25 protein-coding genes are annotated in these 24873 nt (G+C 73.5%); 10 read left to right on the forward strand and 15 right to left on the reverse strand.

Annotated elements, in window-relative coordinates:
• Window positions 1-1116, reverse strand: coding sequence for an LLM class flavin-dependent oxidoreductase (locus ABD993_RS19720; protein ID WP_345420336.1), 1116 nt, complete (start codon window positions 1114-1116; stop codon window positions 1-3).
• 164 nt (window positions 1117-1280) lie between these two features.
• Between ABD993_RS19720 and ABD993_RS19725 the strand changes: the two genes are divergently transcribed.
• The 3 genes from ABD993_RS19725 (at window position 1281) to zwf (ending at window position 4865) form a co-directional block, all read left to right on the forward strand.
• Entirely contained in the window at window positions 1281-2096 is an 816-nt protein-coding gene (locus ABD993_RS19725) for an alpha/beta fold hydrolase (RefSeq protein WP_345420339.1), read from the forward strand.
• Window positions 2093-3211: an LLM class flavin-dependent oxidoreductase gene (locus tag ABD993_RS19730; RefSeq protein ID WP_345420342.1), complete on the forward strand. Its 1119-nt coding sequence runs from the start codon at window positions 2093-2095 to the stop codon at window positions 3209-3211. The genes ABD993_RS19725 and ABD993_RS19730 overlap by 4 nt, the downstream gene beginning before the upstream one ends.
• Window positions 3212-3365: 154 nt before the next feature.
• Window positions 3366-4865 carry a glucose-6-phosphate dehydrogenase gene (zwf, locus tag ABD993_RS19735; RefSeq protein ID WP_345420344.1) on the forward strand — a complete coding sequence of 500 codons (1500 nt, stop codon included), beginning with the start codon at window positions 3366-3368 and terminating at the stop codon, window positions 4863-4865.
• A gap of 15 nt (window positions 4866-4880) precedes the next feature.
• On the opposite strand, the gene ABD993_RS19740 is transcribed toward zwf, so the two are convergent.
• The 3 genes from ABD993_RS19740 to ABD993_RS19750 all read right to left on the reverse strand — a co-directional run bounded on the left by ABD993_RS19740 (window position 4881) and on the right by ABD993_RS19750 (window position 8262).
• The gene (locus tag ABD993_RS19740) at window positions 4881-5660 is read right to left on the reverse strand and encodes a dienelactone hydrolase family protein (RefSeq protein ID WP_345420347.1); all 780 of its coding nucleotides are present in this window, start codon (window positions 5658-5660) and stop codon (window positions 4881-4883) included.
• Window positions 5661-5830: 170 nt separating this feature from the next.
• Window positions 5831-6382 (reverse strand): hypothetical protein, encoded by a 552-nt coding sequence (locus ABD993_RS19745; protein ID WP_345420350.1) that lies wholly within the window; start codon window positions 6380-6382, stop codon window positions 5831-5833.
• A 71-nt stretch (window positions 6383-6453) separates the two neighbouring features.
• Window positions 6454-8262 (reverse strand): FAD-dependent oxidoreductase, encoded by a 1809-nt coding sequence (locus ABD993_RS19750; RefSeq protein WP_345420353.1) that lies wholly within the window; start codon window positions 8260-8262, stop codon window positions 6454-6456.
• A 133-nt stretch (window positions 8263-8395) separates the two neighbouring features.
• Between ABD993_RS19750 and ABD993_RS19755 the strand changes: the two genes are divergently transcribed.
• Window positions 8396-9343 (forward strand): aldo/keto reductase, encoded by a 948-nt coding sequence (locus ABD993_RS19755; protein WP_425569061.1) that lies wholly within the window; start codon window positions 8396-8398, stop codon window positions 9341-9343.
• Between the two features lie 29 nt (window positions 9344-9372).
• On the opposite strand, the gene ABD993_RS19760 is transcribed toward ABD993_RS19755, so the two are convergent.
• A complete protein-coding gene (locus ABD993_RS19760) occupies window positions 9373-10383 on the reverse strand; it encodes a zinc-dependent alcohol dehydrogenase family protein (RefSeq protein WP_345420358.1) in 1011 nt (336 codons plus the stop codon).
• Window position 10384: 1 nt separating this feature from the next.
• Complete coding sequence (locus ABD993_RS19765; protein ID WP_345420361.1) at window positions 10385-10756, reverse strand: hypothetical protein; 372 nt, start codon at window positions 10754-10756, stop codon at window positions 10385-10387.
• Between the two features lie 99 nt (window positions 10757-10855).
• Between ABD993_RS19765 and ABD993_RS19770 the strand changes: the two genes are divergently transcribed.
• On the forward strand, window positions 10856-11389 hold the full coding sequence (locus ABD993_RS19770) for a DUF6069 family protein (protein ID WP_345420363.1): 534 nt from the start codon (window positions 10856-10858) through the stop codon (window positions 11387-11389).
• A gap of 3 nt (window positions 11390-11392) precedes the next feature.
• Here the strand turns inward: ABD993_RS19770 and ABD993_RS19775 are convergent, their stop codons facing one another.
• Window positions 11393-13252 carry an acyltransferase family protein gene (locus tag ABD993_RS19775; RefSeq protein WP_345420366.1) on the reverse strand — a complete coding sequence of 620 codons (1860 nt, stop codon included), beginning with the start codon at window positions 13250-13252 and terminating at the stop codon, window positions 11393-11395.
• A 215-nt stretch (window positions 13253-13467) separates the two neighbouring features.
• On the opposite strand from ABD993_RS19775, the gene ABD993_RS19780 reads away from it, so the two are divergent.
• Window positions 13468-14505: a class I SAM-dependent methyltransferase gene (locus ABD993_RS19780; protein WP_345420369.1), complete on the forward strand. Its 1038-nt coding sequence runs from the start codon at window positions 13468-13470 to the stop codon at window positions 14503-14505.
• Window positions 14506-14552: 47 nt separating this feature from the next.
• Here the strand turns inward: ABD993_RS19780 and ABD993_RS19785 are convergent, their stop codons facing one another.
• From ABD993_RS19785 to ABD993_RS19795, 3 genes are read right to left on the reverse strand one after another with little or no spacing between them, the layout of a single operon-like run.
• Window positions 14553-15416, reverse strand: a complete 864-nt coding sequence (locus ABD993_RS19785; RefSeq protein WP_345420371.1) for a sugar phosphate isomerase/epimerase family protein — start codon at window positions 15414-15416, stop codon at window positions 14553-14555.
• 10 nt (window positions 15417-15426) lie between these two features.
• Window positions 15427-16182 (reverse strand): SDR family oxidoreductase, encoded by a 756-nt coding sequence (locus ABD993_RS19790; RefSeq protein ID WP_345420373.1) that lies wholly within the window; start codon window positions 16180-16182, stop codon window positions 15427-15429.
• Window positions 16176-17336, reverse strand: coding sequence for a phytanoyl-CoA dioxygenase family protein (locus tag ABD993_RS19795; RefSeq protein WP_345420375.1), 1161 nt, complete (start codon window positions 17334-17336; stop codon window positions 16176-16178). The genes ABD993_RS19790 and ABD993_RS19795 overlap by 7 nt, the downstream gene beginning before the upstream one ends.
• Window positions 17337-17422: 86 nt before the next feature.
• Here ABD993_RS19795 and ABD993_RS19800 point away from each other — a divergent pair, with 86 nt between their 5' ends.
• Entirely contained in the window at window positions 17423-18439 is a 1017-nt protein-coding gene (locus ABD993_RS19800; protein WP_345420377.1) for a LacI family DNA-binding transcriptional regulator, read from the forward strand.
• On the opposite strand, the gene ABD993_RS19805 is transcribed toward ABD993_RS19800, so the two are convergent.
• The 4 genes from ABD993_RS19805 to ABD993_RS19820 all read right to left on the reverse strand — a co-directional run bounded on the left by ABD993_RS19805 (window position 18429) and on the right by ABD993_RS19820 (window position 22306).
• Window positions 18429-19244, reverse strand: a complete 816-nt coding sequence (locus ABD993_RS19805) for an ATP-binding cassette domain-containing protein (protein ID WP_345420379.1) — start codon at window positions 19242-19244, stop codon at window positions 18429-18431. The genes ABD993_RS19800 and ABD993_RS19805 overlap by 11 nt on opposite strands.
• Before the next feature lie 7 nt (window positions 19245-19251).
• Window positions 19252-20307 carry an ABC transporter permease gene (locus ABD993_RS19810; RefSeq protein ID WP_345420381.1) on the reverse strand — a complete coding sequence of 352 codons (1056 nt, stop codon included), beginning with the start codon at window positions 20305-20307 and terminating at the stop codon, window positions 19252-19254.
• Window positions 20308-20373: 66 nt separating this feature from the next.
• The gene (locus ABD993_RS19815) at window positions 20374-21381 is read right to left on the reverse strand and encodes a substrate-binding domain-containing protein (protein WP_345420383.1); all 1008 of its coding nucleotides are present in this window, start codon (window positions 21379-21381) and stop codon (window positions 20374-20376) included.
• Window positions 21382-21430: 49 nt separating this feature from the next.
• On the reverse strand, window positions 21431-22306 hold the full coding sequence (locus ABD993_RS19820) for a Cgl0159 family (beta/alpha)8-fold protein (RefSeq protein ID WP_345420385.1): 876 nt from the start codon (window positions 22304-22306) through the stop codon (window positions 21431-21433).
• Between the two features lie 169 nt (window positions 22307-22475).
• Between ABD993_RS19820 and ABD993_RS19825 the strand changes: the two genes are divergently transcribed.
• The 3 genes from ABD993_RS19825 to ABD993_RS19835 all read left to right on the forward strand — a co-directional run bounded on the left by ABD993_RS19825 (window position 22476) and on the right by ABD993_RS19835 (window position 24285).
• Complete coding sequence (locus ABD993_RS19825) at window positions 22476-23222, forward strand: GntR family transcriptional regulator (protein WP_345420499.1); 747 nt, start codon at window positions 22476-22478, stop codon at window positions 23220-23222.
• Window positions 23223-23309: 87 nt separating this feature from the next.
• Entirely contained in the window at window positions 23310-23477 is a 168-nt protein-coding gene (locus ABD993_RS19830) for a hypothetical protein (RefSeq protein WP_345420388.1), read from the forward strand.
• Window positions 23478-23538: 61 nt separating this feature from the next.
• Window positions 23539-24285 (forward strand): HAD family hydrolase, encoded by a 747-nt coding sequence (locus tag ABD993_RS19835; RefSeq protein ID WP_345420391.1) that lies wholly within the window; start codon window positions 23539-23541, stop codon window positions 24283-24285.
• Here ABD993_RS19835 and ABD993_RS19840 read toward each other — a convergent pair.
• On the reverse strand, window positions 24237-24779 hold the full coding sequence (locus ABD993_RS19840; RefSeq protein WP_345420394.1) for a flavin reductase family protein: 543 nt from the start codon (window positions 24777-24779) through the stop codon (window positions 24237-24239). The genes ABD993_RS19835 and ABD993_RS19840 overlap by 49 nt on opposite strands.
• Window positions 24780-24873 lie beyond the last annotated feature (94 nt).

Below are 24873 nucleotides of genomic sequence, written 5' to 3' on the forward strand. Positions count from 1 at the left end.
TCAGGCGGCGTAGCGGTCGGCGGGCCTGGCCAGGCCGAGCAGCCCGCGCAGGGTGTCCGCCTCGTAGGCGGTGCGGAAGGCGTCGCGGCGCTGCAGCTCGGGCACCACGGCCCGGGTGACCTGCACCAGGTCGTGGTCCACGGACCCGGGCCGGAACCGCACGCCGTCCAGCCCCGCGGCGTGCCAGTCCGCCACCAGGTCGGCGAGCTCCACCGGCGTCCCGACGAACACGTGCGCGTCGCTGACCAGCTCCCGGCCCAGCCGGGAGTCCATGCGGCCCTTGCGGTCCCGCGCCGCCTCCGCGGACTCGTCCAGGAACACCACCACGTCTCCGAACACCAGCGGCTCGTTCGGGATCTCGGCCCTGATGCCCGCGATGTCCGCGGTCGCCATCGGCGTCACGAAACCCAGGTCACAGGCCTTCCCGACGAGCTCGTACGCCACCTCCCGGTGCGCCAGCGCGCTCACCACGGGCTGGCCCTGCGGCGGCCGCGGGGTGATGGAGGGGCCGCGCACCGAGAACTGCGGGCCCTCGAAGTCGATGTAGTGCAGCTTCTCCCGGTCCACGAAGCGGCCGGTCGCGGCGTCCCGGATCTCGGCGTCGTCCTCCCACGAGTCCCAGAGCCTGCGGACCACCTCGATCCAGTCCACCCCCTCGGCGAAGAGCTCCTCCCGGGTACCGGGCGTGCGGCGCCCGACGAGGGCGAACTCGTCCGCCCGCGAGGAGACCCGCACCCGCACGCCGGCCCGGCCGCGGCTGGCGTAGTCCAGCGTGGCGATGGCCTTCGAGAAGTGGAACGGCTCGGTGTGCGTGGCGACCGCGGTCGGGACGAGCCCGACGTGGCGGGTCAGCGGGGCGACCCGCGCGGCGACGAGGGTGGCGTCCAGCCTGCCGCGGACCTGGTCGGTGCGCTCGTCCGGCTCGAAGGGGCGCGACGACTGGATCGCGAAGGTGTCCTCGAAGGTGACCAGGTCCAGCAGCCCGCGCTCGGCCTCCTGGACCTGCCCGGTCCAGTAGTCCGCGGTGAACAGCTCGGTGGGGCGTGCCTCGGGCTCGCGCCAGGAGGCGGGGTGCCAGCCGGTGCCCTCGAGGGCGACGGCGAGGTGCAGGGTCATGTCGGCGGCTCTCTGCTCGTGGTGGTCAGGGTCAGCCGGCGCGACACCCGGTGGTCTGGACACGGCAGCAGTCGATCCACCGCCGCTGCGTCAACACCCCCGGGAGCACGTCTTCGACAGTAACCGCGCGCGGGGTCCCGATCGACGTCGTAAGGTCCCGGACTGTGGCCGGCACGACACTCGCGTACGACCGTGCGGGCTCCGGTCCGCCCGCGCTCCTGCTGCACGGATGGCCGGGGGACCGATCGGACTGGGCCCTGGTCGGGGACCTCCTCGAGGCGGACGTCATCCGCCCCGACCTGCACGGGTTCGGGGAGTCGGCCCCGGCCGGGGACCCGAGCGCGGCGGGGCAGACCGCGGCGCTGGTCGCGCTGCTGAACGACCTCGACATCGACCGGGTCGTGGTCGGCGGGTACGACGTGGGCAGCCGGGTCGCGCAGACCCTCGCCGCCACGCACCCGGACCGCGTGTCGGCGCTGGTGCTGGCGCCCCCACTGCCCGGTGCGGGGCGCCGCGTGCTGGAGCCGGACGCCGTCGCCGAGTTCTGGTACCAGTCCTTCCACCAGCTCCGGCTCGCCGAGGAGCTGGTCGACGGCAGGGCGGACGCGACCCGCGCGTACCTGCGGCACTTCTGGGACCACTGGTCCGGCCCCGCCTTCACGGTCTCCGAGGAGCGGCTGGACCGGCTGACCGCGCGGTACGCCCGCCCGGGCGCGTTCACGGCGTCGATCGGCTGGTACCGGGCGGGGGCGGGGATGGTGCGCGCCTCGCTCGCCGAGCAGCCGCCCGCCGACCGGCTCGCCACCCCGCTCACGGTCCTGTGGCCCGAGTTCGACCCGCTCTTCCCCCGTGCCTGGTCCGACCGGGTGGGCGACTGGTTCAGTGCCGCCGACCTGCGGCCGCTCGACGGCGTGGGCCACTTCTCGCCGGTCGAGGCCCCGCAGGCCTGGGCGGCCGCACTGACGGAGGTGCTCACGTGATCCCGCTGTCGATCCTCGACCTCTCCCCGGTGCCCCGGGACGGCACCGCCGGGGACGCCCTGCGCAACTCGATCGACCTGGCCCTGGCCGCCGAGCGGGCGGGGTATCACCGCTACTGGGTGGCCGAGCACCACCTCAACGAGGGCGTGGCGTCCGCGTCCACGCCGGTGCTCGTCGCGCTGATCGCGTCGGCGACCTCGCGGATCCGCGTCGGATCCGGGGCCGTGCAGCTGCCGAACACCCGGCCGCTGCAGGTGGCCGAGCAGTTCGGGACCGTCGCGGCGGTGCATCCGGGCCGGGTGGACGTCGGCCTGGGGCGGTTCGACCTGCACCGGATCCTGAGGCTGATCCGCCACGGCCCGACGGGACGGCGCTCCGGCACCCCGCCGGAGACGCGGGTGGTGGACGGGCTGCTGCTGCCCGCGCCCGGCCGCGTCGACTCCGACCTCGCGCTCTACGGCTGCCTCGCGGCCCTGCTGGGCTTCGACGCCGACGAGACCCCGCCGGACTACGCCGCCGAGGTGGACGAGGTGCTGTCCTACTTCGCAGGCACCGCACCGGGCCCGCACGGTGAGACGCTGCAGGTCACGCCGGCGCTCGGGGCGGACGTGGACGTGATCGTGCTCGGCTCCACGCCCGGGGACAGCGCGCGGGTCGCGGGGCAGCGCGGGCTGCCGTTCGCGGTGAGCTACCACCTCGTCCCGCACCTCGTGCTGGACGCCGTCGAGGCCTACCGCGCCGCCTTCCGCCCCGGCCGGGTCGCCGCGCCGCACGTGATCGTGTCCGCGGACGTCGTCGTCGCCGACTCGGACGACCGGGCCCGCGAGCTGGCCGCCCCGTACGGACAGTGGGTGCTGGACATCCGCTCCGGCCGCGGCGCCCGCCCCTACGTCACCCCGGAGGAGGCGCTCGCCCGGCCGTGGACCGCCGAGGAGCGGGCCGGTGTGGCGGACCGGGTGGACAGCCAGTTCGTGGGGTCGCCGCAGACGGTCCGCGGCGGGCTGGAGACGCTGGTCAGGGTCGTCGGGGCGGACGAGCTACTGGTCACCACGATCACCACCGAGCATGCCGACCGGGTCCGCAGCCACGAGCTGCTGGCGGAGGTCTGGGGCTGATCCCGATCGGTGCCGCCCGCTGGTCGCTGACGCTCACACCACCCGGACGGAGCAGCGCGGCTTGATCACGCGGGCGGGCCGCCGCGGCGGGGAGGGGCTAGGGTTCCCCCGTTCCACGTCGGCTGCCCTGCCTCCGTGACGAGGAGATCAACGCGTGCCCGATCACCGCCCCCAGACCATCGCCTACCCGGGCCCGGGATCGCGCCCGTTCCGGCGCGACCCGGAGAGCCTGAAGCCGCACGTCATCGTGCTGTTCGGGGCCACCGGCGACCTGGCCAAGCGCAAGCTGCTGCCCGGTCTGGCCTACCTGTCCGAGTCCGAGCTGACGCCGTCGATCCGGATCGTCGGCACGGCCATGGAGGACATGTCCACGGACGACTTCCGGCAGATCGCCAAGAACGCGGTGCAGAACTTCGGCACCCACCGCCTCGCCGAGGAGGACTGGGCGGACTTCTCCGAGAAGCTGACCTACGTCCCCCAGGGCGCCGGACCGGAGGCGCTCACCGCCGCGGTCAAGGAGGCCGAGACCCTCCTCGGCGAGGAGACCCGCAGGCTGCACTACCTGTCGGTTCCGCCGAAGGCCGCCAAGGCGGTCATCTCGATGCTGCGGGACGCCGACCTCGTCGACCGGTCGCGCGTGATCATGGAGAAGCCGTTCGGCCACGACTTCCCCAGCGCCATCGAGCTCAACGACTACGTCCACACCGTCTTCGACGAGACGCAGATCTTCCGGATCGACCACTTCCTGGGCAAGGAGGCGGCGCAGAACATCCTGGCGTTCCGCTTCGCCAACGGGCTGTTCGAGCCGATCTGGAACCGCAACTTCATCGACCACATCCAGATCGACATCCCGGAGACCCTCGGGCTGGACGCGCGGGCCAACTTCTACGAGTCCACCGGTGCGTACAAGGACATGGTCGTCACGCACCTGATGCAGGTGATGGCGTTCGTCGCCATGGAGCCGCCCACGGCGCTGGAGCCGCGCGCGATCTCCGAGGAGAAGAACAAGGTCTTCCGGTCGATGCTGCCGGTGCACCCGTGGGACGTCGTCCGCGGGCAGTACACCGGCTACCGGGACGAGGACGGGGTCGCCCGGGACTCGGACACCGAGACCTTCATCGCGCTCAAGGTCGGGCTGGACAACTGGCGCTGGGCGGGGACCCCGTTCTACCTGCGCACCGGCAAGAAGATGGCCGAGGGCCAGCGGATCATCTCGATCGCCTTCAAGGAGGCGCCGCGGACGATGTTCCCGTCCGGCTCCGGCGTCGGGACCCAGGGCCCGGACCACCTGACGTTCGACCTGGCCGACTCCTCGAAGGTGTCGCTGTCGTTCTACGGCAAGCGGCCCGGGCCCGGGTTCCGGCTGGAGAAGCTGTCGATGCAGTTCTCCACCCAGGAGACGGACTCCGCGGCGGACGTGCTGGAGGCCTACGAGCGGCTGATCCTGGACGCGATGCGCGGCGACCACACCCTGTTCACCACGGCGGACGGCATCGAGTCGCTCTGGGAGCGCTCGGCGCCGCTGCTGGAGGACCCGCCGCCGGTCAAGAGCTACTCACCCGGCTCGTGGGGCCCGAACGCGATCCACCAGCTGATCGCGCCGAACGCCTGGCGGCTGCCCTTCGAGCGGGCGTGGCGGGAGAAGAAGCAGTAGCCCCTCACCAGCCCCTCACCGCAGGTGCCGGGCGAGGAACCGGTTCCCGGCGTCCCCCGCCGCGGCGGGGACGCCGGCGTGCCCGCCCATGTTCGCGTTCAACGTCTTCTCCTCGGAGCCGAAGGCGTCGAACAGGTCCAGGGCCGCCTGCCGGTCGTTGTGCTCGTCGTCCCACTGCAGCAGGACGTGCAGCGGGATGGTGACCCGTCGGGCGTCCTCGAGGATGGCCCGGGGCACGAAGCTGCCCGCGAACAGCACCGCGGCCGCGATCCGCGGCTCGACCACCGCGAGCCGGACGCCGACGGAGATGATCCCGCCCGCGAACCCGACCGGGCCGGTGATCCCGGGCTGCGCGAGGAGGGCGTCCAGGGCGGCCCGGCACTCCGGGACCGCCTGGTCGACGAGCGGGAGGACGAGCCGGTCGACGATGTCGTCCTCGACTCCCTCGCCCGCCCCGATCGCCCGACGCAGGTCGGCCCGGGCCTGCTCGGCGGCGGCGGAGGGGGGCCGGTCCCCGCTCCCGGGGAGCTCGATCGCCGCCGCCGCGAAGCCTTCCCGCACCACCGCCCGGGCCCGGGCGGCGAGCCGGGGGTGCATGCGCCGCAGTCCGCCGGGGTGGCCGAGCAGGACGAGCGGGGTCGGGGTGGACGAGAGGGCGGGGTCGGCGGGGGTCCAGAGGAGGCCGGGGATCCCGTCGGGGATCCCGTCGGGAATCTCGGCGGGAATCTGGTCGAGGACGAACCCGCGCTCGACGACGCCGTGCTCGTCCAGGCGGGGTTCGGAGGTGAATCGCATCAGTCGTGCCCTTCGGGAGTGCCGATGGCGCTCCCGGGCGACCTACCGCCCGACCGTGACCCCGAGGGGGAGCACCCACGTCGCTACAGCGTCCACGGGACTCACCTCCTCTCCCTCTCGCACGGCTGCGGGGACCGTAGCCCCGCGCGGCCGCGGTCCGCCACCGGGTTTCAGCGGTCCCAGAGCGGGTGGGGATCGCGGCCTGCGGACATGATGAAGCGGTCCCGCCAGGAGACGTCGTCGGGGACCGGGGTGAGGGGTTCGCCGAAGTAGCCGAGCTCCTGCCAGCGGTCGTGGTCCTTGGCGGTGTGCTCGTAGAGCGTGCGGGCGAGGTCCTCGGTGAGCGGGTTGACCGATCCGGCGTGGACGGACACCTCGTGCGCGGTGATCGCGACCGCGACCGCGCGGCGCCAGAGCGTCTCCTCGTCGTCGGCACCGGCGGCGGCCTCGGCGATGCCTGCGGCCGCCGCGCGGGCCAGGTCCGAGAGGGCGCGGTGGTGGTCGAACGGCGCCTGTTCCACCGGCTCGTGCCCGGTCAGCTCGGCGGGCAGCGCGAGGTCCCGCGCGACGACGACCCGGACCAGCGCCTCGACCGACCCGGCCGTCGGGGGCCCGTCGGGGACCGCGGGCACGCGCGCCCGCCATCTCTCGGCGCGCACGCCGTCGAGCACCTGGACCCATACCCGTTCGGCCTCGATGAGGCATTCCGCAGCCCTCAGCATGGGGGGCAGCAGAGCACAGGACGGCGTCGCTGTGGGCCGGATGGAGCACACTGAGACACCGTGCGGGCGTGTCAGCGCGTGTGATGGACCTCCTGCAGGCCGTAGACGGGCGTCGGGATGCCCTCCTGGCGGGCCTTGAGCTGCAGGGCGAGGTAGAGGGAGTAGTGGCGGCTCTGGTGCAGGTTGCCGCCGTGGAACCACAGCGCCTCCTGCTGCGTCGGCTTCCACATGTTCCGCTGCTCGCCCTCCCACGGACCGGGGTCCTTCGTGGTGTCCGAGCCCAGGCCCCAGACCTTGCCGACCTTGTCCGCCACCTCCTGGCTGATCAGGTCGGCGGCCCAGCCGTTCATCGAGCCGTAGCCGGTCGCGTAGACGACGAGGTCCGCCTCCAGCTCGGTGCCGTCGTCGAGCACCACGGTGCGCTCGGTCAGCCGGACGACCTGGCCCTGGACGAGCTTCACGTCGCCGTTCGCGACCAGGTCCGCCGCCCCGACGTCGATGTAGTAGCCCGAGCCGCGGCGCAGGTACTTCATGAACAGGCCGGAGTCGTCGTCTCCCCAGTCGTGGCGGAAGCCGCTCGCCTCCAGCCGGTCGTAGAAGTCCTGGTCGCGCTCCTTGATCGCGGCGTACACGGGCTGCTGGAAGGTGTGCATGATCCGGTACGGCAGCGACGCGAAGATCATGTCGGCCTTCTGCGTGGTCACCCCCGCGGCCACGGCGCGCTCGGAGTACAGGTCGCCGAGGCCGAGGTCCATCAGCGATTCCGACCTCACGATGTGCGTCGAGGACCGCTGCACCATCGTCACGTCCGCGCCGACCTCCCACAGCGCCCCGCAGATGTCGAAGGCCGAGTTGTTCGACCCGACGACCACGACCTTCTCACCCTTGTAGGCGTCCGGACCCGGGTGCTGCGAGGAGTGGTGCTGCTCGCCCTGGAAGACGTCCTGGCCGGGCAGCTCGGGGATGTTCGGTTTGCCGGACATGCCGGTGGCCAGCACGAGCTGCGTCGGGTGGAGGGTGATCTCCTCGCCGTCCCGGTCGAGGACGACGGTCCACTCCCGGGCCGCCTCGTCGTAGGAGGCCGAGCGGCAGGTCGTCCTCGACCAGTAGGTGACCTCCATGACCTTCGTGTAGAACTCGAGCCAGTCCGCGATCTTGTCCTTCGGCGCGAACACCGGCCAGTTCTTCGGGAAGTCCAGGTAGGGCAGGTGGTCGTACCAGACCGGGTCGTGCAGGCAGAGGGACTTGTACCGGCTGCGCCACTGGTCGCCGGGCCGGTCGTACCGGTCGACGACGACGTGGGACACGCCGAGCTGGCGCAACCGCGCCCCGAGCGCGATGCCGCCCTGCCCGCCGCCGACCACGAGGACGTACGGCTCGCGCGTGCGGCCCATCTCCTCGGACTCCGCACGGCGGGCCTCCGCCCAGGTCACGCGGTCGCGGCGGGCGCCGTGCTCGGCGCCCATCGGACGGGCCTCGCCCATCGGCTCCTCGTGGCCCGTCAGCTCGTAGAGCGTGGTGAGGAGGGTCCAGGCGCCCTCGTCGGTGAGTCGCAGGTGGCCGCGGCCGCGACCGACCGCGGTCTCGAAGCCGATCCAGGCGTCGACGACCCCGTCCGCCTCGGTCGGCGGCTCGGTGGTGTGGAAGTTCCGGGCGTCCGTGGTCTCCATGGTCGCGCGCAGCAGGTCGGCCACACCCTCGCGGTTCTCGACCGTCTTGATGTTCCAGGTGAAGGCGACCAGGTCCCGCCAGAACGACGTCGTCGCGAAGAGGCCTGCGGCGCGCTCGGCGTCCCGGGCGGCGAGCGCGGCCTCGAAGTCGGCGAGCCACGCGTCGACCCGTTCCTGCGTGGTGGTGCCCGTCTCGAGGGTCTGGGTCATGCGGACCTCCTTGTCCGTGTGTGTCGTGCGACACAAGCTGAACAGTGCTCGACGGCTGCGGCAAGAGGTGCAGCACCGTTCGCACCTCGCCGATGTGTCAGGCCGGGTGTGGCACCGTGGGGACGTGACCTCCGTGCGCCGCATCGGCATCGGGCTCGCCGCCGTCGGCAGGCCCGCCTACATCAACGCCGGACGGGAGCGGGACCTGAGCGCGGCCCGGTCGGTCGACGCGCTGCGCGAGCGGACCTGGGCGGTGCTCGACGCCGCCTACACCCTCGGGGTCCGGTACGTCGACGTCGCGCGGTCGTACGGACGGGCCGAGGAGTTCCTGGCGGGCTGGTTGGCCCGGCGACCCGAGGTGACGGACGTCGAGATCGGGTCGAAGTGGGGCTACCGGTACGTGGGGGAGTGGCGGCTCGACGTGCCGGTCCACGAGGTCAAGGACCACTCCGCCGCCGCCTTCGCCACCCAGTCCGCGGAGTCGCTGGCCCTGCTCGGCGGGCGGCTGGCCGTCTACCACGTGCACTCGGCCACGCTGGACACCGGCGTGCTGGAGGACACCGAGCTGCACCGCGCCCTGGCCGACCTGCGCGAGCACGGGATCCGCGTGGGCATCTCGACGTCCGGTCCGCAGCAGGCCGCGGCCGTGCGCCGCGCGCTGGACGTCACCGTCGACGGCGAGGGCCTGTTCACCTCCTTCCAGAGCACCTGGAACATCCTGGAGCCGTCGGTGGGCCCGGCCCTCGCCGAGGCCGCGGACGCGGGCGCCCGGGTGATCGTGAAGGAGCCCGTGGCCAACGGGCGGCTTGCGCCCGGCGGGGCGCTCTGCCCGTCGGACGCCCGGGTGGCGGCGATCGCCGCCGACCTGGGGTGCGGGGTCGACCAGCTGGCGATCGCGTGGGTGCTCGTGCAGCCCTGGGCGGCCACCGTGCTCTCCGGTGCCGCGACGCCGGACCAGGTGCTGAGCAACGTCGGTGCCGCCGGGCTGATGCTGCCCACCGAGATCGAGGACGAGCTGCTGGACCTCGCCGAGCCCGCCGAGCGCTACTGGGCCGAGCGCCGGGCCCGCGCCTGGTCCTGACCGCCCACCCATCCGACCAGACCGGGGGGCTATGCGGAAGGCGCCACCCGCAGGACCGGCTTGCCGGGGGCGCGGTCGGGGGAGTCGAGGTAGGCGTGGGCCGCGGCGACGTCCTCGAACGCGAAGACCCGGTCGATCATCGGGCGGAGGGCGCCGGTCTCCAGGCCCGCCCGCACGAACGCGATGGCCCGACGGAGGGCCGCCGGGTCGCCGGTGATCTCGAAGACCCGGTAGCGCCGCAGCCAGACCGCCGCGTACCCGCCGCCGGGCAACGGAGTGGGCAGCCCGGACAGTCCACCGTGGACGATGACGCTCGCGCCCGGCGCGCAGGCGGCGACGAGCCGGGTGACCTGGGGGCCGCCGACGGCGTCGAGGACCAGGTCGGCGCCCTGCCCTCCGAACGCCGCGCGGAGGTCGTCGGTGAGACCGGGGGAGTCGACGTCGTGCGGACCGGTCACCACGACCTCGGCCGCGCCCGCCGCGAGCACGGCCTCGCGATGGGTCGTGTCCGGCAGGGTGGCGACGGGGACCGCACCCAGGAGCCGGAGCACCTGCAGCGCCGCGACCCCGATGCTGTTCGCCGCCGCCGTGACCACGACCCGGTCCCCGGGCCGCGCGCGGACCACCTCGGCGACCATCCCGTAGACCGTCACGTACGGCATCCAGACCGCGGCGCCGGTGACGGCGTCCATCCCCGGCGGCCTCGCCACCAGCGCGGACGCCGGCACGACGGCCTGCTCGGCGTAGACCGGGTGGTCGTTCTGGGAGAAGGCGGGGATGACGCTGACCGCGTCCCCCGCCGCCCAGCCCGTCACGCCGGGGCCGGTGGCCAGGACCTCGCCTGCGGCCTCGGTGCCCAGCCCGGCGGGCAGCCGCGGGTCCTCCAGATAGGTGCCGCGGCGGAAGTTGACCTCGGCTCGGTTGAGCCCGACGGCGTCCACCCGGACCAGCACCTCGCCCGGCCCTGGCCGCGGGACGGGGACCTCCTCGATGCGCAGCACCTCGGGCCCGCCGAGAGTGTGGAAGCGGACCGCGCGCACGTCAGGACCGCTCGGAGCGGCGCAGCACGGCGGCGGCGATCCGGACCACCGACGAGTCCACGATCACCCCGGCGATGCCCCACGGCCCGATCCAGCCCGCGGCCGGGTTGCCGCCCGCGGCCAGCGCCACCCCCAGCACCGCCAGGAAGCTCGCGACACCGACCATCCCGAGGACCGCGGTGCCCAGGACGACGGGCGCAGTGGGCCGGGTGACCAACAGGCCGACGACGACCAGCCCCGCCACACACAGCACCCCGGACATCACCTGCGCCCACAGCGCCCCGCCGACCACCGCCAACCCACCGTGCGCGACGGCGGCGGCCGCCACCAGACCCAGCAGGAGCTTCGGGGGTGTCAGGGCGGGCGCGTCCACCCCGTCAGCGTAGGGCCACCCCGACGCGCCGGGGCCGCACCTTCCCTCCACCCGTCCGGAGCAGCAGACTGACGCCACCTATCGAGACCAGGGGGACGGATGTCGAGCGGCTACGGACAGGGCGGCGGGTACGGCAGCTGGGACCGCGACGAGCCGACGCGGGAGTTCGGTCGCGAGCAGCCCTACGAGCCGCCGCAGCGCACCCAGCCGCCGAAGCCGACGGTGGACGCGGCGCGGCTGTGGTCGGCGGGCATCGCGACGGCGATCGTCGCGGCGCTGGTGGCGATGGTCGGGACGCTGGTGGTGCGAGCGGTGCTGCGGATCGCGTTCAACGGGCCCGCCGAGTCCGGCGTGCTGGGCGACTCGCGGACGGTGCTGCTCTGCGTGCTGGCGGCGGTCGCCGCGCTGGCCGCGACCGGGCTGGCGCACCTGCTGCTGTTGTCGACGCCGCGGCCGATGACGTACCTGTCGTGGATCGTCGGGCTGGTCACGGTCGTCGTCGCGCTGCTGCCGCTGCTGGGCAGCGGACCGATCGCCGAGCGCGTGACCAGCGCGGTGATCTACCTGGTCATCGGCCTGGTGATCAGCAGCCTGGTGGCGGGGGCGGGCGCCTCGGCCCGCAGGCCCCGCTAGGGCTCAGGCCAGCGCCCGGCGGATCGCCTCGGCGAGGACGGTCCGCCCCCGCACGGTGGGATGGACGTCGTCCGGGCCCAGCAGGCCCGGGTCGGCGGCCACCAGCGCGCCCCAGTCCACGAACCGGACGGTCGGGGCGTGCCGCTCGGCGGCCGCGCGCAGGACGGCGTTGTTGCCCGCCTCCCAGCGCCGCGGCACCGACACCCCGACGAGCACGACGGGCCGGTCCTCCGCCGCGGCGATGACGCTCTCGACGTCGTCCGCCTCGACGGTGCCGTTCGCGCCGAGATCGACGACGACCGGCCCGGGGTTGCGCGCGGCCCAGCTCCGGACGGCCTCGGGGGCGCCCGCGTACTGGCGGCCGACCTCGGCGTCCACCGTGGTGCCGGGGCCGAGGGCGGCGGTGATCGCCTGGGCGCTGCCGAGGGCGATCGAGTCGCCGAGGACGTAGGCGGGGCCGAGGGCGACCGGAGTGGTCGGGGCTGCGGGGACCGGCTCCGCTCGGGCGGCACCCGGGCCCGGGAGCGCGGAGGGGGCGGGTGGAGGAGCCGGGGGATCGGTGCCCGGACCGGCCGCGGCCAGGTCGGTCGCGCTCGTCGGGGCGTGGGACACGAGGCCCGCGGGCGCGGTGAGGGCGAACACCGCGGACACCGTCAGCGCCGCGACGCACCCGCCGACGACCCCAGCCGCGAGGCGGTTCAGCCGAACCCGCTGCGTCATCCGTCGGATCGCTCCTCGCCTGATCGGGGTCTCCACCCACCGATACGATGCCTCGGCGACCAGCAGTGTGGCCAGCACCCGGCCCAGGTCCAGCAACCAGCCGTGCGCGGCGAGGTCGCCGGTCGGCCTGGTCAGCACCAGGATCGGCCAGTGGTAGAGGTAGATCCCGTAGGAGCGCTTCCCGACGGCGACGAGCGGCGCGCGGGCCAGCAGGCCGCTCACCGCGGGTCCGGCGCCCGTGGCGGCGACCAGGACGACCGCCGTGACCAGGCCGGTGCGGAGGAAACCGCCGTGCAGGTAGAGGTCGGAGGCGAACTCCGAGGCCGTCCCCAGCCCGAGCAGCAGCGCGACCAGCGCGGTGACCCCGACGAGGTCGAACGCGGTGCGGGCGGCCGGTGAGCGCGGCCGCCACGCCGCGGGGAGCCAGAGCAGCGCCGTCGCGGCTCCGATGAGGAAGCCCGACGCGCGGGCGTCGGTGGCGTAGTAGGCCGCGCCGCTCGCGTCCGGGTCGAACCGCCAGGCGCACGCGACGGCGGAGACGAACGCGAGCAGCAGTGCCGCGACCGCGACCCGGCGCCTGCCCAGCACGGCGAGGACGCCGGCGAACAGCAGGGGCCAGACGACGTAGAGCTGCGCCTCGACCGCCAGTGACCAGAGGTGCAGGAAGGGCGACGGCCGCGCGAACGACTCCGAGTACGGCACCCCGCCGATCAGCAGGTGCCAGTTCTGCAGCCAGGTCAGCGAGGCGAGCGCGTCGCCGCGCAGCCCGGGGGCGTTCGCGGGCAGCAGCACCGCGACCAGCACGAGCGTGCCGAGCACCGCGAGGACCAGCGCCGGGACCAGGCGCCGGGCGCGGGCGAGGACGAAGCCGCGGACGTCGATCCGGCCGTGCCTGCGCAGCTCGGCGACGAGCAGCTGGGTGATCAGGAAGCCGCTGAGGGTGAAGAAGACCTCGACGCCGAGGAAACCGCCGCCCGCCCAGCCGAGGTCCAGGTGGTAGGCGACGACCGCGAGCACGGCCAGGGCGCGCAGGCCGTCCAGCCCGGGAGCGTGGGGCACGGCGAACGGGTTGCGGACCGGACGCACCCGGACGGGGACGGCACGCGGCCGGGCGGGCGCACGGGAACCCTCCAGTGTGGCCACCGGCCTCCCTCCTCGATCGGGTGACGATCGCACGGAAGATCGTCCGGCGCGAGGGGCCGCCCGGCGTGTGTCGCCGCGAGGCACCCGGACGGACGAGCCCCGGTCGAGTGGATTCGCCCGCGGTGCCCGAGTCGCCGCCGGGCGGCGGGCCGCCTGCGTGGTGGGCTGTGCGCACCGCAGGGACGGGCTCTGGGGACGAGCATTGAGGGGGCCACATGACGGCACTCGTCGACGGCCGGGGACCGGGAGGGCTCGGCACGGGCAACGAGGTCGTCGGGGCGCGCTGGGGCGGCACTCGCGAGGAGCCGCACACGCAGCCGCGCCGAGCCCGGGCGGAGTCGTTGACGGAGCCCTCGCGAGCGATGCTCGGCGAGGTGCTCGAGTCGGTCCTGCGGGCGCGGGCCGTCGGGACCGTCACGGTCGTCGGTGCGGACCCCCACGCCGGGCTGTACGCCGACCTCGGGGCCGGGTCCGTGCACGTCGTCGCCAAGTCGCCGACGCCCGCGGTGCGCGCCGCGGTGACCGCGGACCCGGCCCTGCACCTGGTCACCGACGGGGACCCGCCGCCCGCGGAGCTGTACGTGCTGGCCGGGGACACCGGCTACCACGGCACCCGCCGCGAGCTGGAGCGCGTCATGGCCGAGGAGCCCGACGCCGTCGTCCTGGTGTGGAACGTGCTGTGGCCCGCGGGCAGGCGGGACGTGCTGCCCGGCGTCGGAGCGCACGGTCCCTCGGTCGGGCGGGACGGGCTGGGCCCCGCGGGACTCGGCGCCGGTGCCGTCGACGCCGCCGACGAGGCGGGTGGCGAGGAGAACGGCGTGCTCACCGCGGTCGAGGACGTGCTGGCCGAGGCCGACGAGTCCTGGACGATGGGCGTGGTCCCGGCGCTGTCGGGGCTCGCGGTGCTGGCTCGGGACGAGGCCTGGTTCGCCGAGGAGCTGTGGGAGACGCTGCTGCCCTGGACCACCTCCGAGCTGCTCGCGGGCCTGGAGCGCAACCGGATCGCGCTGGTCTCGCGCGTGCTGGAGCTGGAGTACGCCGCCACCGCCGCGGCGCGGGAGTCGGCGGACCACCAGATCCGCCTGACCCGCTGCCTGCAGCAGCTCGACGCGGCGTGGGACGAGATCGCCGACCTGCGCGCCGAGCACGCCGACAACGCCGACAACGCCGACAAGGCCGCCGTCTCCGCCGCCTCGCGTCCGTCCCTGCGCGCCCGCCTGCGCCTTCGCCGCACCCCCGCCGCCACCCACTAGCCCCACCCCCCTCCGCCCGACGTCGACAGTGGGACGTCGCCGGGTGCTCAGCCGAGCAGGGTGCGCAGGTGCTCCACGCTCGTGTACACGTCCGCGATCGGCCCGACGCCCGTCGGGGCCTCGGTGAGGATCGTGTCCTGCTCCAGGACGTACCAGCCGTCGTAGCCGCGGCCCCGCAGCGCGGAGACGATGGACGCGAAGTCCACGTCCCCCGTCCCGAGCGGGCGGTACATGCCCGCGCGGACGGCCTCGGTGTAGGTCCTGCGGCCCTCCTGCACCTGCCGCGCCAGCCCGAGGTCGACGTCCTTGACGTGGGTGTGCGCCACCCGCTCCGCCGCCTGCCGGGTCAGCTCGGCCGGGTCGACGCCGCCGATCAGCAGGTGGCCGGTGTCCAGGCAGAGCTGGATCGAGGAGCCCTCCAGGACACGCCGGACGTCGTCGCCGTTCTCGACCATCGTCCCGACGTGCGGGTGCAGCACGGTCTGCACCCCCGCGACGGCGGCGACGGCGGAGATCCGGTCCAGGTTGGACAACAGGGTCTTCCAGCCGAGCTCGTCCAGCTCGGGGCGGGCGTCGTACCCGGTCAGTCCGGTATCCGCGGACAGCACGAGCGTGCCCGCGGACGCCGCGGCGTAGGAGGGCAGCAGCGCCTCGACGCCGGGGACCGGATCGTGGTCGGGCAGGTGCAGCAGGGTCGGGGTGAACCCGCCGACGGCGGTCAGCCCGTGCTCCGCCAGCGTGGCGGCCCTGGCCTCGGGGGCGTGCGGGAGGAACCCGTCCGGACCGAACTCGGTGGCGGCGAGCCCGACCTCGGCCATCTCGGCGAGCACGCGCCCGGGGGTGAGCTGGAAGCCCCAGCCCGGGACCTCGCACACGCCCCACGAGATGGGCGCTCCGGCGATCCTGTTCATGCAGTGCTCCCTAGTCGTGGGTGCCGATCACGGCCTGGTCCCAGTCCACGACGGACCCGGTGACCACGCCGCTGCGGTCGGAGAGGAGGAGGACGATCATGTCGGCGATCTCGTCCGGATCGCCCAGCCGACCGGCGGGCAGCCGGGCGGCGGCCCGGTCGCGCCAGTCGTCCCCGGCGCCTTCGAACGTGCGTTGGGTCCGGTCCTCGCCATCCGTGTCCGTCCAGCCGATGTTCAGCTGGTTGACCCGGATCCGGTCGAAGCGGTGCGCGTGGGCGACGTTCTTGGTCAGGGCGGCGAGCCCGGCCTTGGCCGCGGCGTAGGGGGCGAGGGTGGGCGCCCCGCCGTGCGCCTGCTCCGAGCCGATGTTGACGATCGTCCCGGGGGCCTCGCGGCGCAGCATGTCCCGCACCACGGCCTGCATCAGGAAGAACGGGCCGCGCAGGTCGATCGCGATGTGCCGGTCGAACAGCGCGGGCGTGGTGTCCAGCAGCGAGCCGCGGTCGGTGAGGCCCGCGGCGTTGAGCAGCGCGTCCACCCGGCCGTACTCGTCCACGACGGCCTCGACGGTCGCGGTGATCCGGTCGGTGTCGGCGACGTCGCAGGGCAGATAGCGCGCACCGATGTCCGCCGCGACCTTCGCGCCCTGCTCCCGGCGCCGTCCGGTGACCACGACCTGCGCGCCCGCCCGGACCGCGGCCCGGGCCGCTGCGGCGCCCACCCCGGAGGTGCCGCCGCTGACCAGGACGACCTTGCCGCTCAGCATCCCCGACGCTCCGCGTGCGCGGCGAGGGCGGCGGCGAAGGCGGCGTCGTCCTGTCCCAGGAGCACGGCCTCGGTGACGAGGTCGGCCTGCGAGGGCGGGGCGAGGCCGTCGACCGGAGGGTCGCGGTCCAGGTCGGTGGGGAAGGCGTAGCCCTCCGCGGCCGCGGCGATCACCCGGCGCAGTGCGGCCTCGGAGGCGCCCGCGGCCCGCATCCGGCGCAGGGCGGGCAGCACGGCGCGGCTGACCCGGGCCCGGTCCACGTACTCCATCGCCCGCCCGAACGCCGAGGAGACCTGCAGCAGGTTGGCGGTGCGGCGGACGTCGGTGGTGCGGTTGGCGCCCGCGCCGTGCAGCAGGGCCGGGTTGAAGAACGCGGCGTCCCCCTTGGCCAGCGGCAGCTGGACGTGGTGCTCGGCGAAGAAGGCCCGGAAGTCCGGCCGGTCCGCGACGAGGTAGCCGTGCGCGTACTTCTGGGAGTGCGGAAGGTAGAGCGTCGGGCCGGTCTCGAGGGGCATGTCGCAGTGGGCGACCGCGCCCTGCAGCGTCAGCGCCGGGGTCAGGGCGTGCTGGTGGGCCGGGTAGCGCGCGGCGCCCGCGGGAGACAGGAACCCGAGGTGGTAGTCCCGGTGCGGCGACTGCGCCCTCCCTCCGGGATTGACGACGTTGACCTGGCTCGTGACCTGGTAGGCCGGGCCGAGCCAGGCCTCGCACACCAGGGCGAGCACGTCCGAGGCGTAGTAGGCGGCGAAGGTGTCCGGGTCGGCGACGGCGAGCTTCTCCAGCGCATTCCAGATCCGGTCGTTGCTGCCGGGGGCGGCGAAGTGGTCGCCCACCGCGTCGCCCGCCGCCCTCTGTGCCTCGATCAGCCGGAGGAAGGCGTCCGTGGCCCGGTCCAGGACGGCGTGGTCGGCGAAGGCGCCACGGAGGACGACGATGCCGGGTCCGTCGAGCAGGGCGTGGACGAGCTCGGCCTGGATCTCGCGTCGGGATGCGGACCGCAGGTCGTCGGCGGTGTAGACGGTCACGCCGGAGACGATCTCGGCGTGCGGGTAGTCGGCCGGATCGGTCGGCTGCCCGACGGTCGCGCGGAGGTCCTCCACCCGGGCGTCGGCCGGGTCGAGCCACGCGGCGGCGCGGCGGACGGAGCTCGTCATCGGGACCCTCCGGAGTGTTTAAAGCGCTTCAAGTCCAAGTATCGTGCGGTGTGGGGTTGGATCGTGTCAAGAGAGGGGAGGCGCCGGTGGCGAGACGGGTGCGACTGGACGACGTGGCCGCGGCCGTCGGCGTGTCGCCCGCGTCGGCGTCGCTGGTGCTGCGCGGCGCGCCCGGCCCCAGCGCCGCGACCCGGGCCCGCGTGCTGGAGGCGGCGCAACGGCTCGGCTACCGGCCGGACCGGGCGGCGTCGCTGCTCGCCAGCAGGCGGAGCAGGCTGATCGGCCTGCTGATCGACGTCCGCAGCGCGTTCCACGCCGAGGTCGCCGAGCAGCTGCAGGACGCCGCGGAGGACCGCGGGTACGACGTCGTGCTCTCCACGGTGACCCGCCGCCGCGGCCAGGCCCGGGCGGTCGAGACCCTGCTGGACTCCCGGTGCGAGGCGCTCGTGCTGATCGGCCCGGAGGCTCCGCAGCCGGACCTGGAGAGACTCGCCGCCACCGTCCCGCTGGTCGTGCTGTGCCGCAGGCTCGAGGCCGCGACCGGTCCGGACGTGGTCCGCACCGCGGACCAGGCGGGCACCGCCCTGGCGGTGGACCACCTGCACCGCCTGGGCCACACCGCGATCGCCTACGTCGACGGCGGGATCGGCACCATCGCCGAGGACCGGCGGGACGGCTACCTGCGGGCGATGGGCGAGCGGGGGCTGGCGCCGCGGGTGCTCCCCTCGACCGGCCCCACCGGCCCCACCGGCACCGAGAGCACGGGCATCGAGGCGGCGGCACATCTGCTCGACGACCTCCCGACGGCCGTGGTGGCCTTCAACGACCGCACCGCCGTCGGGCTGCTGGACGCGTTGGCGCGCAAGGGGATCTCCGTCCCCGAGGACCTCTCGGTGGTCGGCTACGACGACCAGCCGCTCGCCCGCCTCGCCCACGTCGGCCTGACGACGGTCGGGCAGGACACCGAGGCCCTCACCGCCCGCGCGCTGGACGCGGTGGTGGCGCGACTGGACGGCGGCCGCGAGGGCCCGGGCCCGGAACAGGTCCTGGACCCCTACCTCGCGGTCCGCCGCACCACGGCACCGCCCCGGGTCAGCGCTTGAGCTCGTGGGCCAGCTCGGCGAGCTCCTGCCCGCCCGCCATCTCGGCGGTGAGCTCCTCCAGGGAGACCTCGGAGCGCTTCTTGTCCAGCACCCGGCGACCGAGCTTCAGGATGATGAAGTGGTCGCCGACCATGTAGGCGTGGTGCGGGTTGTGCGTGATGAACACGACGCCCAGCCCGGCGTCCCGCGCGGCGGAGGTGTACTTGAGCACCACGCCGGACTGCTTCACACCCAGCGCCGCGGTGGGCTCGTCGAGGATCAGCACCCGGGCGCCGAAGTACACGGCGCGGGCGATCGCCACACACTGGCGCTGACCGCCGGACAGGGTGCCGATGGGCTGGTTGATGTCCTTGACCTTGATGCCCATCTTCTGCAGCTCGGTGTCCGCGATCTCGCGCATGGCCTTGATGTCCATCGGCGCGAGCGGGTACTTGCCCTTTCGCAGCTCCGAGCCCAGGAAGAAGTTGCGCCAGACCTCCATCAGCCCCACGACCGCGAGGTCCTGGTAGACGGTCGCGATCCCGTGGTCGAGAGCCTCGCGCGGCGAGCTGAAGCCGACCTCCTCGCCGTCGACCTTGAGCGAGCCCTCGCTGTGCGGGTGCAGTCCGGAGATGATCTTGATGAGGGTGGACTTCCCCGCCCCGTTGTCCCCCAGGACGCAGGCGACCTCGCCGGCGTTGACCCTCAGGTTGATGCCCTCGAGCGCCCGGATGGCGCCGTAGGACTTGCCGACGCCCTCCATCTCGACCAGCGGCGTGCCCGCCTTGAGGTCCGGGGACGCGTGTTCGGCGATCGTGTCCGTCATCGGGTGCTCACTTCCTCGTCAGGGCGTAGTTCTTGACGTACAGGTTGACCAGCACCGCGAGCAGCAGCATGACACCGAGGAAGGTGTAGAACCAGTTCGGGTCGAAGCCCGCGAACACGATGCCCTGGGTCGTCATGCCGAAGATGAAGGCGCCGATGGCGGCACCGATGACGGAGCCGTAGCCGCCGGTCAGCAGGCAGCCGCCGACGACCGCGGCGATGATGTAGATGAACTCGTTGCCGACGCCGAGGCCGGACTGCACGGTGCTGAAGTTGAAGAGCAGGTGCATGCCGAGGAACCAGCACATGAAGGCCACGGTCATGAAGAGGCCGATCTTGACGGCCTTGACCGGCACACCGACCGCCCGGGCGGAGTCCTTGTTGCCGCCGACGGCGAAGATCCAGTTGCCGACGCGGGTCCGCAGGAGCACCCAGGTCCCGATGGCGGCGAAGGCGATCCACCACAGCACGGTGATCTTGACGGTCATGAAGCCCAGCGGGATGTCCGAGGCGAAGACGGCCTTGGCCGAGTCGAAGCCGTCGATGTCGGAGACGTTGGCGGTGGCGACAGTGCCGGTCACACCCTTGGTCACACCGATGTTCACGCCCCGAAGCACGAAGAACGTCGCCAGCGTGATCAGGAAGCTCGGGATGCCGGTGCGCACCACCAGGTAGCCGTTGAGGAACCCGACGCCCAGCGCGACCACGAGGCCGAGGACGACGCCGACCCACATGTTCAGGCTGAGCTGGTAGCAGATGATCGCGGTGGTCAGGGCCGAGGTGGTGACCTGCACACCGGAGGAGAGGTCGAACTCGCCGCCGATCATCAGCAGCGCCACGCCGATCGCCACGATGCCGATGGTCGAGCTCGCGTAGAGGACCGTCGAGAAGGCGTCGGCGGACCGGAACGGCGTGGCGATCACGAAGAAGAAGATGAAGATCGCGACCGCGGCGGCGATGGCACCGACCTCCGGCCGGGTGAGGAGGCGCGAGGCGAGGGATCGGCGCGGTGCCGCAGGCCGGTCCGCGGTCGGCGGAGGCTCGGTCGCCAGTGACGAGCTCATGTCAGCTCCTAGGATCGGCGCGGCGGGGGAGCCGGAGTTCACGTCCGGCTCCCCACGGCCCGCGGCTCAGCGGGTGTTGTTGTTGGCGAACTGGAGGATCTTGTCGATGTTGGCGCTGTCGACGTAGGACGGACCGGTCAGGACGGCCTTGCCACCACCGAGGTCGTTGCCGTTGGTGAGGTTGAGCCACAGCATCTGCACGGACATGAAGCCCTGCAGGTAGGGCTGCTGGTCGACGGCGAAGAGCACCTTGCCGTCCTTGATGGCCTGCGCGGTGTCCTTGTTCAGGTCGAAGGTCGCGATCTTCGCCTGGCTGTTGCCGCTCGAGACCGACTGGGCCGCGGCGAGCGCGTAGTCGGCACCGAGGGTGACGACGTAGCCGATCGAGGGGTCCTCCTGCAGCTTGGCCCCGATGGTCTGCTGGACCGACGGCAGGTCGCGTCCGTTGACCTGCAGGATCTCGACGTTCGGGTAGGTCTTGGCGACGCCTGCGCACCGGGTCTCCAGGGCGACGTTGCCCTGCTCCTGGATCACGCAGATCGCCTTGCCGGTACCTCCGGACCGGCTCAGCCTGGTGCCGACGGCCTGGCCCGCGACGTCCTCGTCGGAGCCGAAGTACATCTTGGCGCCGTACTTCTGGTACTGGTCGAGACCGGCGTTGAACGCGACGGTCGGGATGCCCGCATCCGAGGCCTTCTTCAGGACCGGCCCCACGGCGTCCGGGTAGGCGAGGCTGACCGCGATGGCGTCGACCTTGGAGTCGATCGCGTTCTGGACAAGGGTGGCCTGGGGCCCGGAGTCGGGATCGTTCGAGTACTTCAGGTCCACGCCGAGCTGGGTCGCGGCGGCCTGGGCGCCGGACTGGATCTTGTCCCAGAAGGTGTCGCCGGGAGGGGCGTGGGTCACCATCGCGATGGTGTACTTCTGCCCCCCGGGCGCCGTGCCACCCGCAGGCGCGTTCGCGGCGCCGGAGTTCTGCGCGCCCCCCTGGCTGCTGCACGCAGCCGTGACGAGGGCGGCACTCGCGAGGACGGCGGCGAACACCGTGGCCCGCTTCGCGGATCGGAACATCATTGTCCTTCCTGAACTTCGTCTCATCGATGAGTGAAGGTGGCGCGGCATGCTAGAGCAGCCGCACCGCGGCGTCGACGGCCCCGGAGACGTCGTCGTCCGGTGGGTAGAGCAGGGACCGGCCGACGACCAGTCCCTGGACGGTGGGCAGGGCCAGGGCCTTGCTCCAGCGGGCGAGGGTGGCCTCCTGGTCGTCGGCCACCTCGCCGCCGAGGATCACGGCGGGCAGCGTGGTGGCCGCCATCGCGCGTTCCATGTCCTCGACCACGGGCACCTTCAGCCAGGTGTAGGCCGACGTGGTGCCCAGCCCCGCGGCGACGGTCATCGCCCGGGTCATCGCGTCCGCGGTGAGCTCGTTGCGGACCCGGCCGTCGACCCGGCGGGACAGGAACGGCTCCACCATCGCCATCAGCCGGTGCCCCGCCAGCTCCGACACCGCGTGCCCGCAGGACTCGAGCGTCGCGACGCTGGCGGCGTCGTCCGCGTCGATCCGGGCGAGCATCTTGCCGCCCTCGAAGCCCGCCGCGGCGATGCTCGCGGCGTCGTAGGCGGTGAAGCGGTCGTCGAGCTCGAACGCGGTGCCCACGAGGCCGCCGCGGTTCATCGAGCCGATGACCACCTTGTCGTCCAGCGCGCCGAGCAGGAGGAGGTCCTCCAGCACGTCCGGGGTGCCGAGCACCCCGTTCACCCCGGGCCGGGACAACGCGAGCACCAGCCGGTCCAGCAGGTCCGCGCGGTCGCCCATGGCCTGCGGGCGGTCGCCCGCGGCAAGTGCACCGCGGGCCGGGTGGTCGGCCGCCACCATCATCAGGCGGCCGTGGTCGCCCAGCAGCGAGGTCGGCCTGCGGCGGTTCGCGGCGGCCGCGGCCACCGCGTCCGGGCGGCGCACCCGGGTGCGGACGAGATCGGAGAGCACCGCGTCTCGCATGAGCTGCCTCTCCGTCGGACGTCCCGGCAGTCCCTGCCGGGGCCGGTGATCGAGTTCGTTGTGACTCCGAACACCGCGATAGGTGTACGCTCCTGCGAGCAGTACGTCAACACTTTGTCCTGACATACTTTGTCAGGACATGGGAGAGAGGCAGTGTCGCGTGGACCGAATGGGCGGCGGAGCGTTGGTCCCGGACGTGACCCTGGACCGCACGAGTCCGGTCCCGCTGTACTTCCAGGTCGCCACCCGACTGCAGCAGCAGATCGAGGAGGGCGACATCCCGGTCGGCAGCAGGCTGGAGAACGAGGTGGAGCTCGCCGACCGGCTCGGCGTCTCCCGCCCGACGATGCGCCGCGCCATCTCCTACCTGGTCGAACGCGGCATGCTGATCCGCAAGCGCGGCGTCGGCACCCAGGTGGTGCACCCCAAGGTGCGCCGCCCCGTGGAGCTGACCAGCCTGTACGACGACCTCGCCAAGAGCGGGCAGGCGCCCCGCACCGAGATCCGCGAGTTCGACATCCGGCCCGCCCCGGACCAGGTCGCGGAGGCGCTCGGCATCCCGTTCGGCTCCGAGGTCACCTGGGTGGAGCGGCTGCGCTTCGCCGGGGACGAGCCGCTGGCGCTCATGCACAACGCGGTCCCGGTCGACCTGCTGCGGCTGCGTCGCGAGGACCTCGAGCGCGGCGGGCTCTACGACCTGCTGCGCGCGGCCGGGCACGTGCCGCGGATGGCGAACCAGGTCGTCGGCGCGCGGACGGCGACGGCGGCCGAGGCCCGGATCCTCGACGAGACCCGCGGCGCCCCGCTGCTCACCATGACCCGCACGGCGTGGGACGCGGCGGGCAAGGCCGTCGAGTACGGCTCGCACCTCTACCGGGCCAGCCGGTACTCCTTCGAGCTGAACCTCACCAGCTGAGTTGTGACCTGCGCGGGAAGGGGAAGCACCGGCGGCCCGGGGGGCGTTCGACCGGGTGGACACTTTCCACGAGGAGGAGCGACGGTGATGGGTGAGTTGGTGCGGGCGCGTCTGCGGCTGCTGCACGACGAGTACGTGGCGGCGGTGAACACCGCGGTCGCGGAGGGGCGCGAGGACCAGGTCGCGCGGCTCGTCGAGGACTACCCGGACGCCGCGCTGCGCGTGATCTCCGAGCTGGAGGACACCGCCGCCTGAGCGGTGACGATCACGTGAGGGATTCGCCGAGTTCACCTGGGCGTCGCCCACGGTAGGCCCCGTGCTCACCCTCGACCGGTGGGGTGGCGGGATGCGGGTGGCGGTGGTGGACCTCGTCGGGACGGCGGTGGCCGACGAGGGGCTCGCGCTCGACGCCGTCCGGCGCGGCCTGGTCAGCGTGGGCGTGCCGGTGGCGGGTCCGCGGGTGCCCGCGCTGGAGCGGCAGGCGCGCGCGGCGATGGACCGCCCGGTGGTGCGGATCTTCGCCGACCTGCTCGACGGCGACCTGCGCCGCGCCCGGATGGCGGCGGAGGTCTACGAGGCCTGGCTGTGCGACGAGGCGGGCGCGGGCCGCGTGCGCGCGGTCGCGGGCGCGGGAGCGGCGATCGCGGCGTTGCGCGAGGCGGACCTCGCGGTCGCCCTCGTCGGGAACCTCTCGACCCGGGCCTGCGACCGCCTGGTGGCCGCGACCGGGCTGCCCGCGGACCTGGTGCTCGGACCCGGGGACGTCGGTGGGCGCGGCCTGCCGGACCCGGACCTGGTGCTCGCCGCCGCGGTGGCCGCCGACGCCGACCCGGTGGAGGTCGTGCTCGTCGCCGACACGACGGCGGGAATCCGCGCGGCCACGCGGGCGGGCGCCGGGCTGGCGCTGGGCGTGGCGGGCGGCGCCCACCCCACGAGCACGCTACGGGCGGCGGGAGCGCACGACGTGCTGGGCTCGGTGGCCGACCTCCCCGCCCGTCTGGGCCTGCCCCAGACTCAGGACTCCTCGGCCCCGCTCGGCGGCAGCGGCGCGGTGATCCCGTAACCGCCGCGGTAGAACAGCAGCGGCAGCCGCGCCTCGTCCGCACCCAGGTCCGAGACCGTGCCGATGACGATGGTGTGGTCGCCGCCGTCGTACTCGTTCCACAGCGTGCAGTCGATCCAGGCGCTCACGCCCTCCAGGATCGGCGAGCCGCTGGGGGCGGGGGACCAGGTCACGCCCGCGTACTTGTCCGTGCCCGAGCGGGCGAAGCCGTTGCTGTACTCCGAGTGGTCCGATGCCAGGACGTTCACGCAGAACGTGCCGATCTCCCGGATCTTGGGCCAGGTCGACGAGGTGCGCGCGGGGGAGAAGGAGATCAGCGGCGGGTCCAGCGACAGCGAGGAGAAGGACTGGCAGGTGAAGCCGATCGGGCCCTCCGGCCCCTGCGCGGTGATCACGACGACGCCGGACACGAAGTGCCCCAACACCTCCCGCATGATCTGCGGGGTGACCGGCTGCGGGGTGTCCTGGGCACTCGACGGGGCGCTCGACGTCATGGGTCGAGCCTAGGCAACCGGCTGCGGGAAGACCATCACTGTTTCGACCTCCGAAATGCGATGTGACGCGGACCGCCCCCGTGTCCACCGATCG

The sequence above is a fragment of the Pseudonocardia xishanensis genome (genome assembly GCF_039541715.1).
Lineage (GTDB): Bacteria > Actinomycetota > Actinomycetes > Mycobacteriales > Pseudonocardiaceae > Pseudonocardia > Pseudonocardia xishanensis.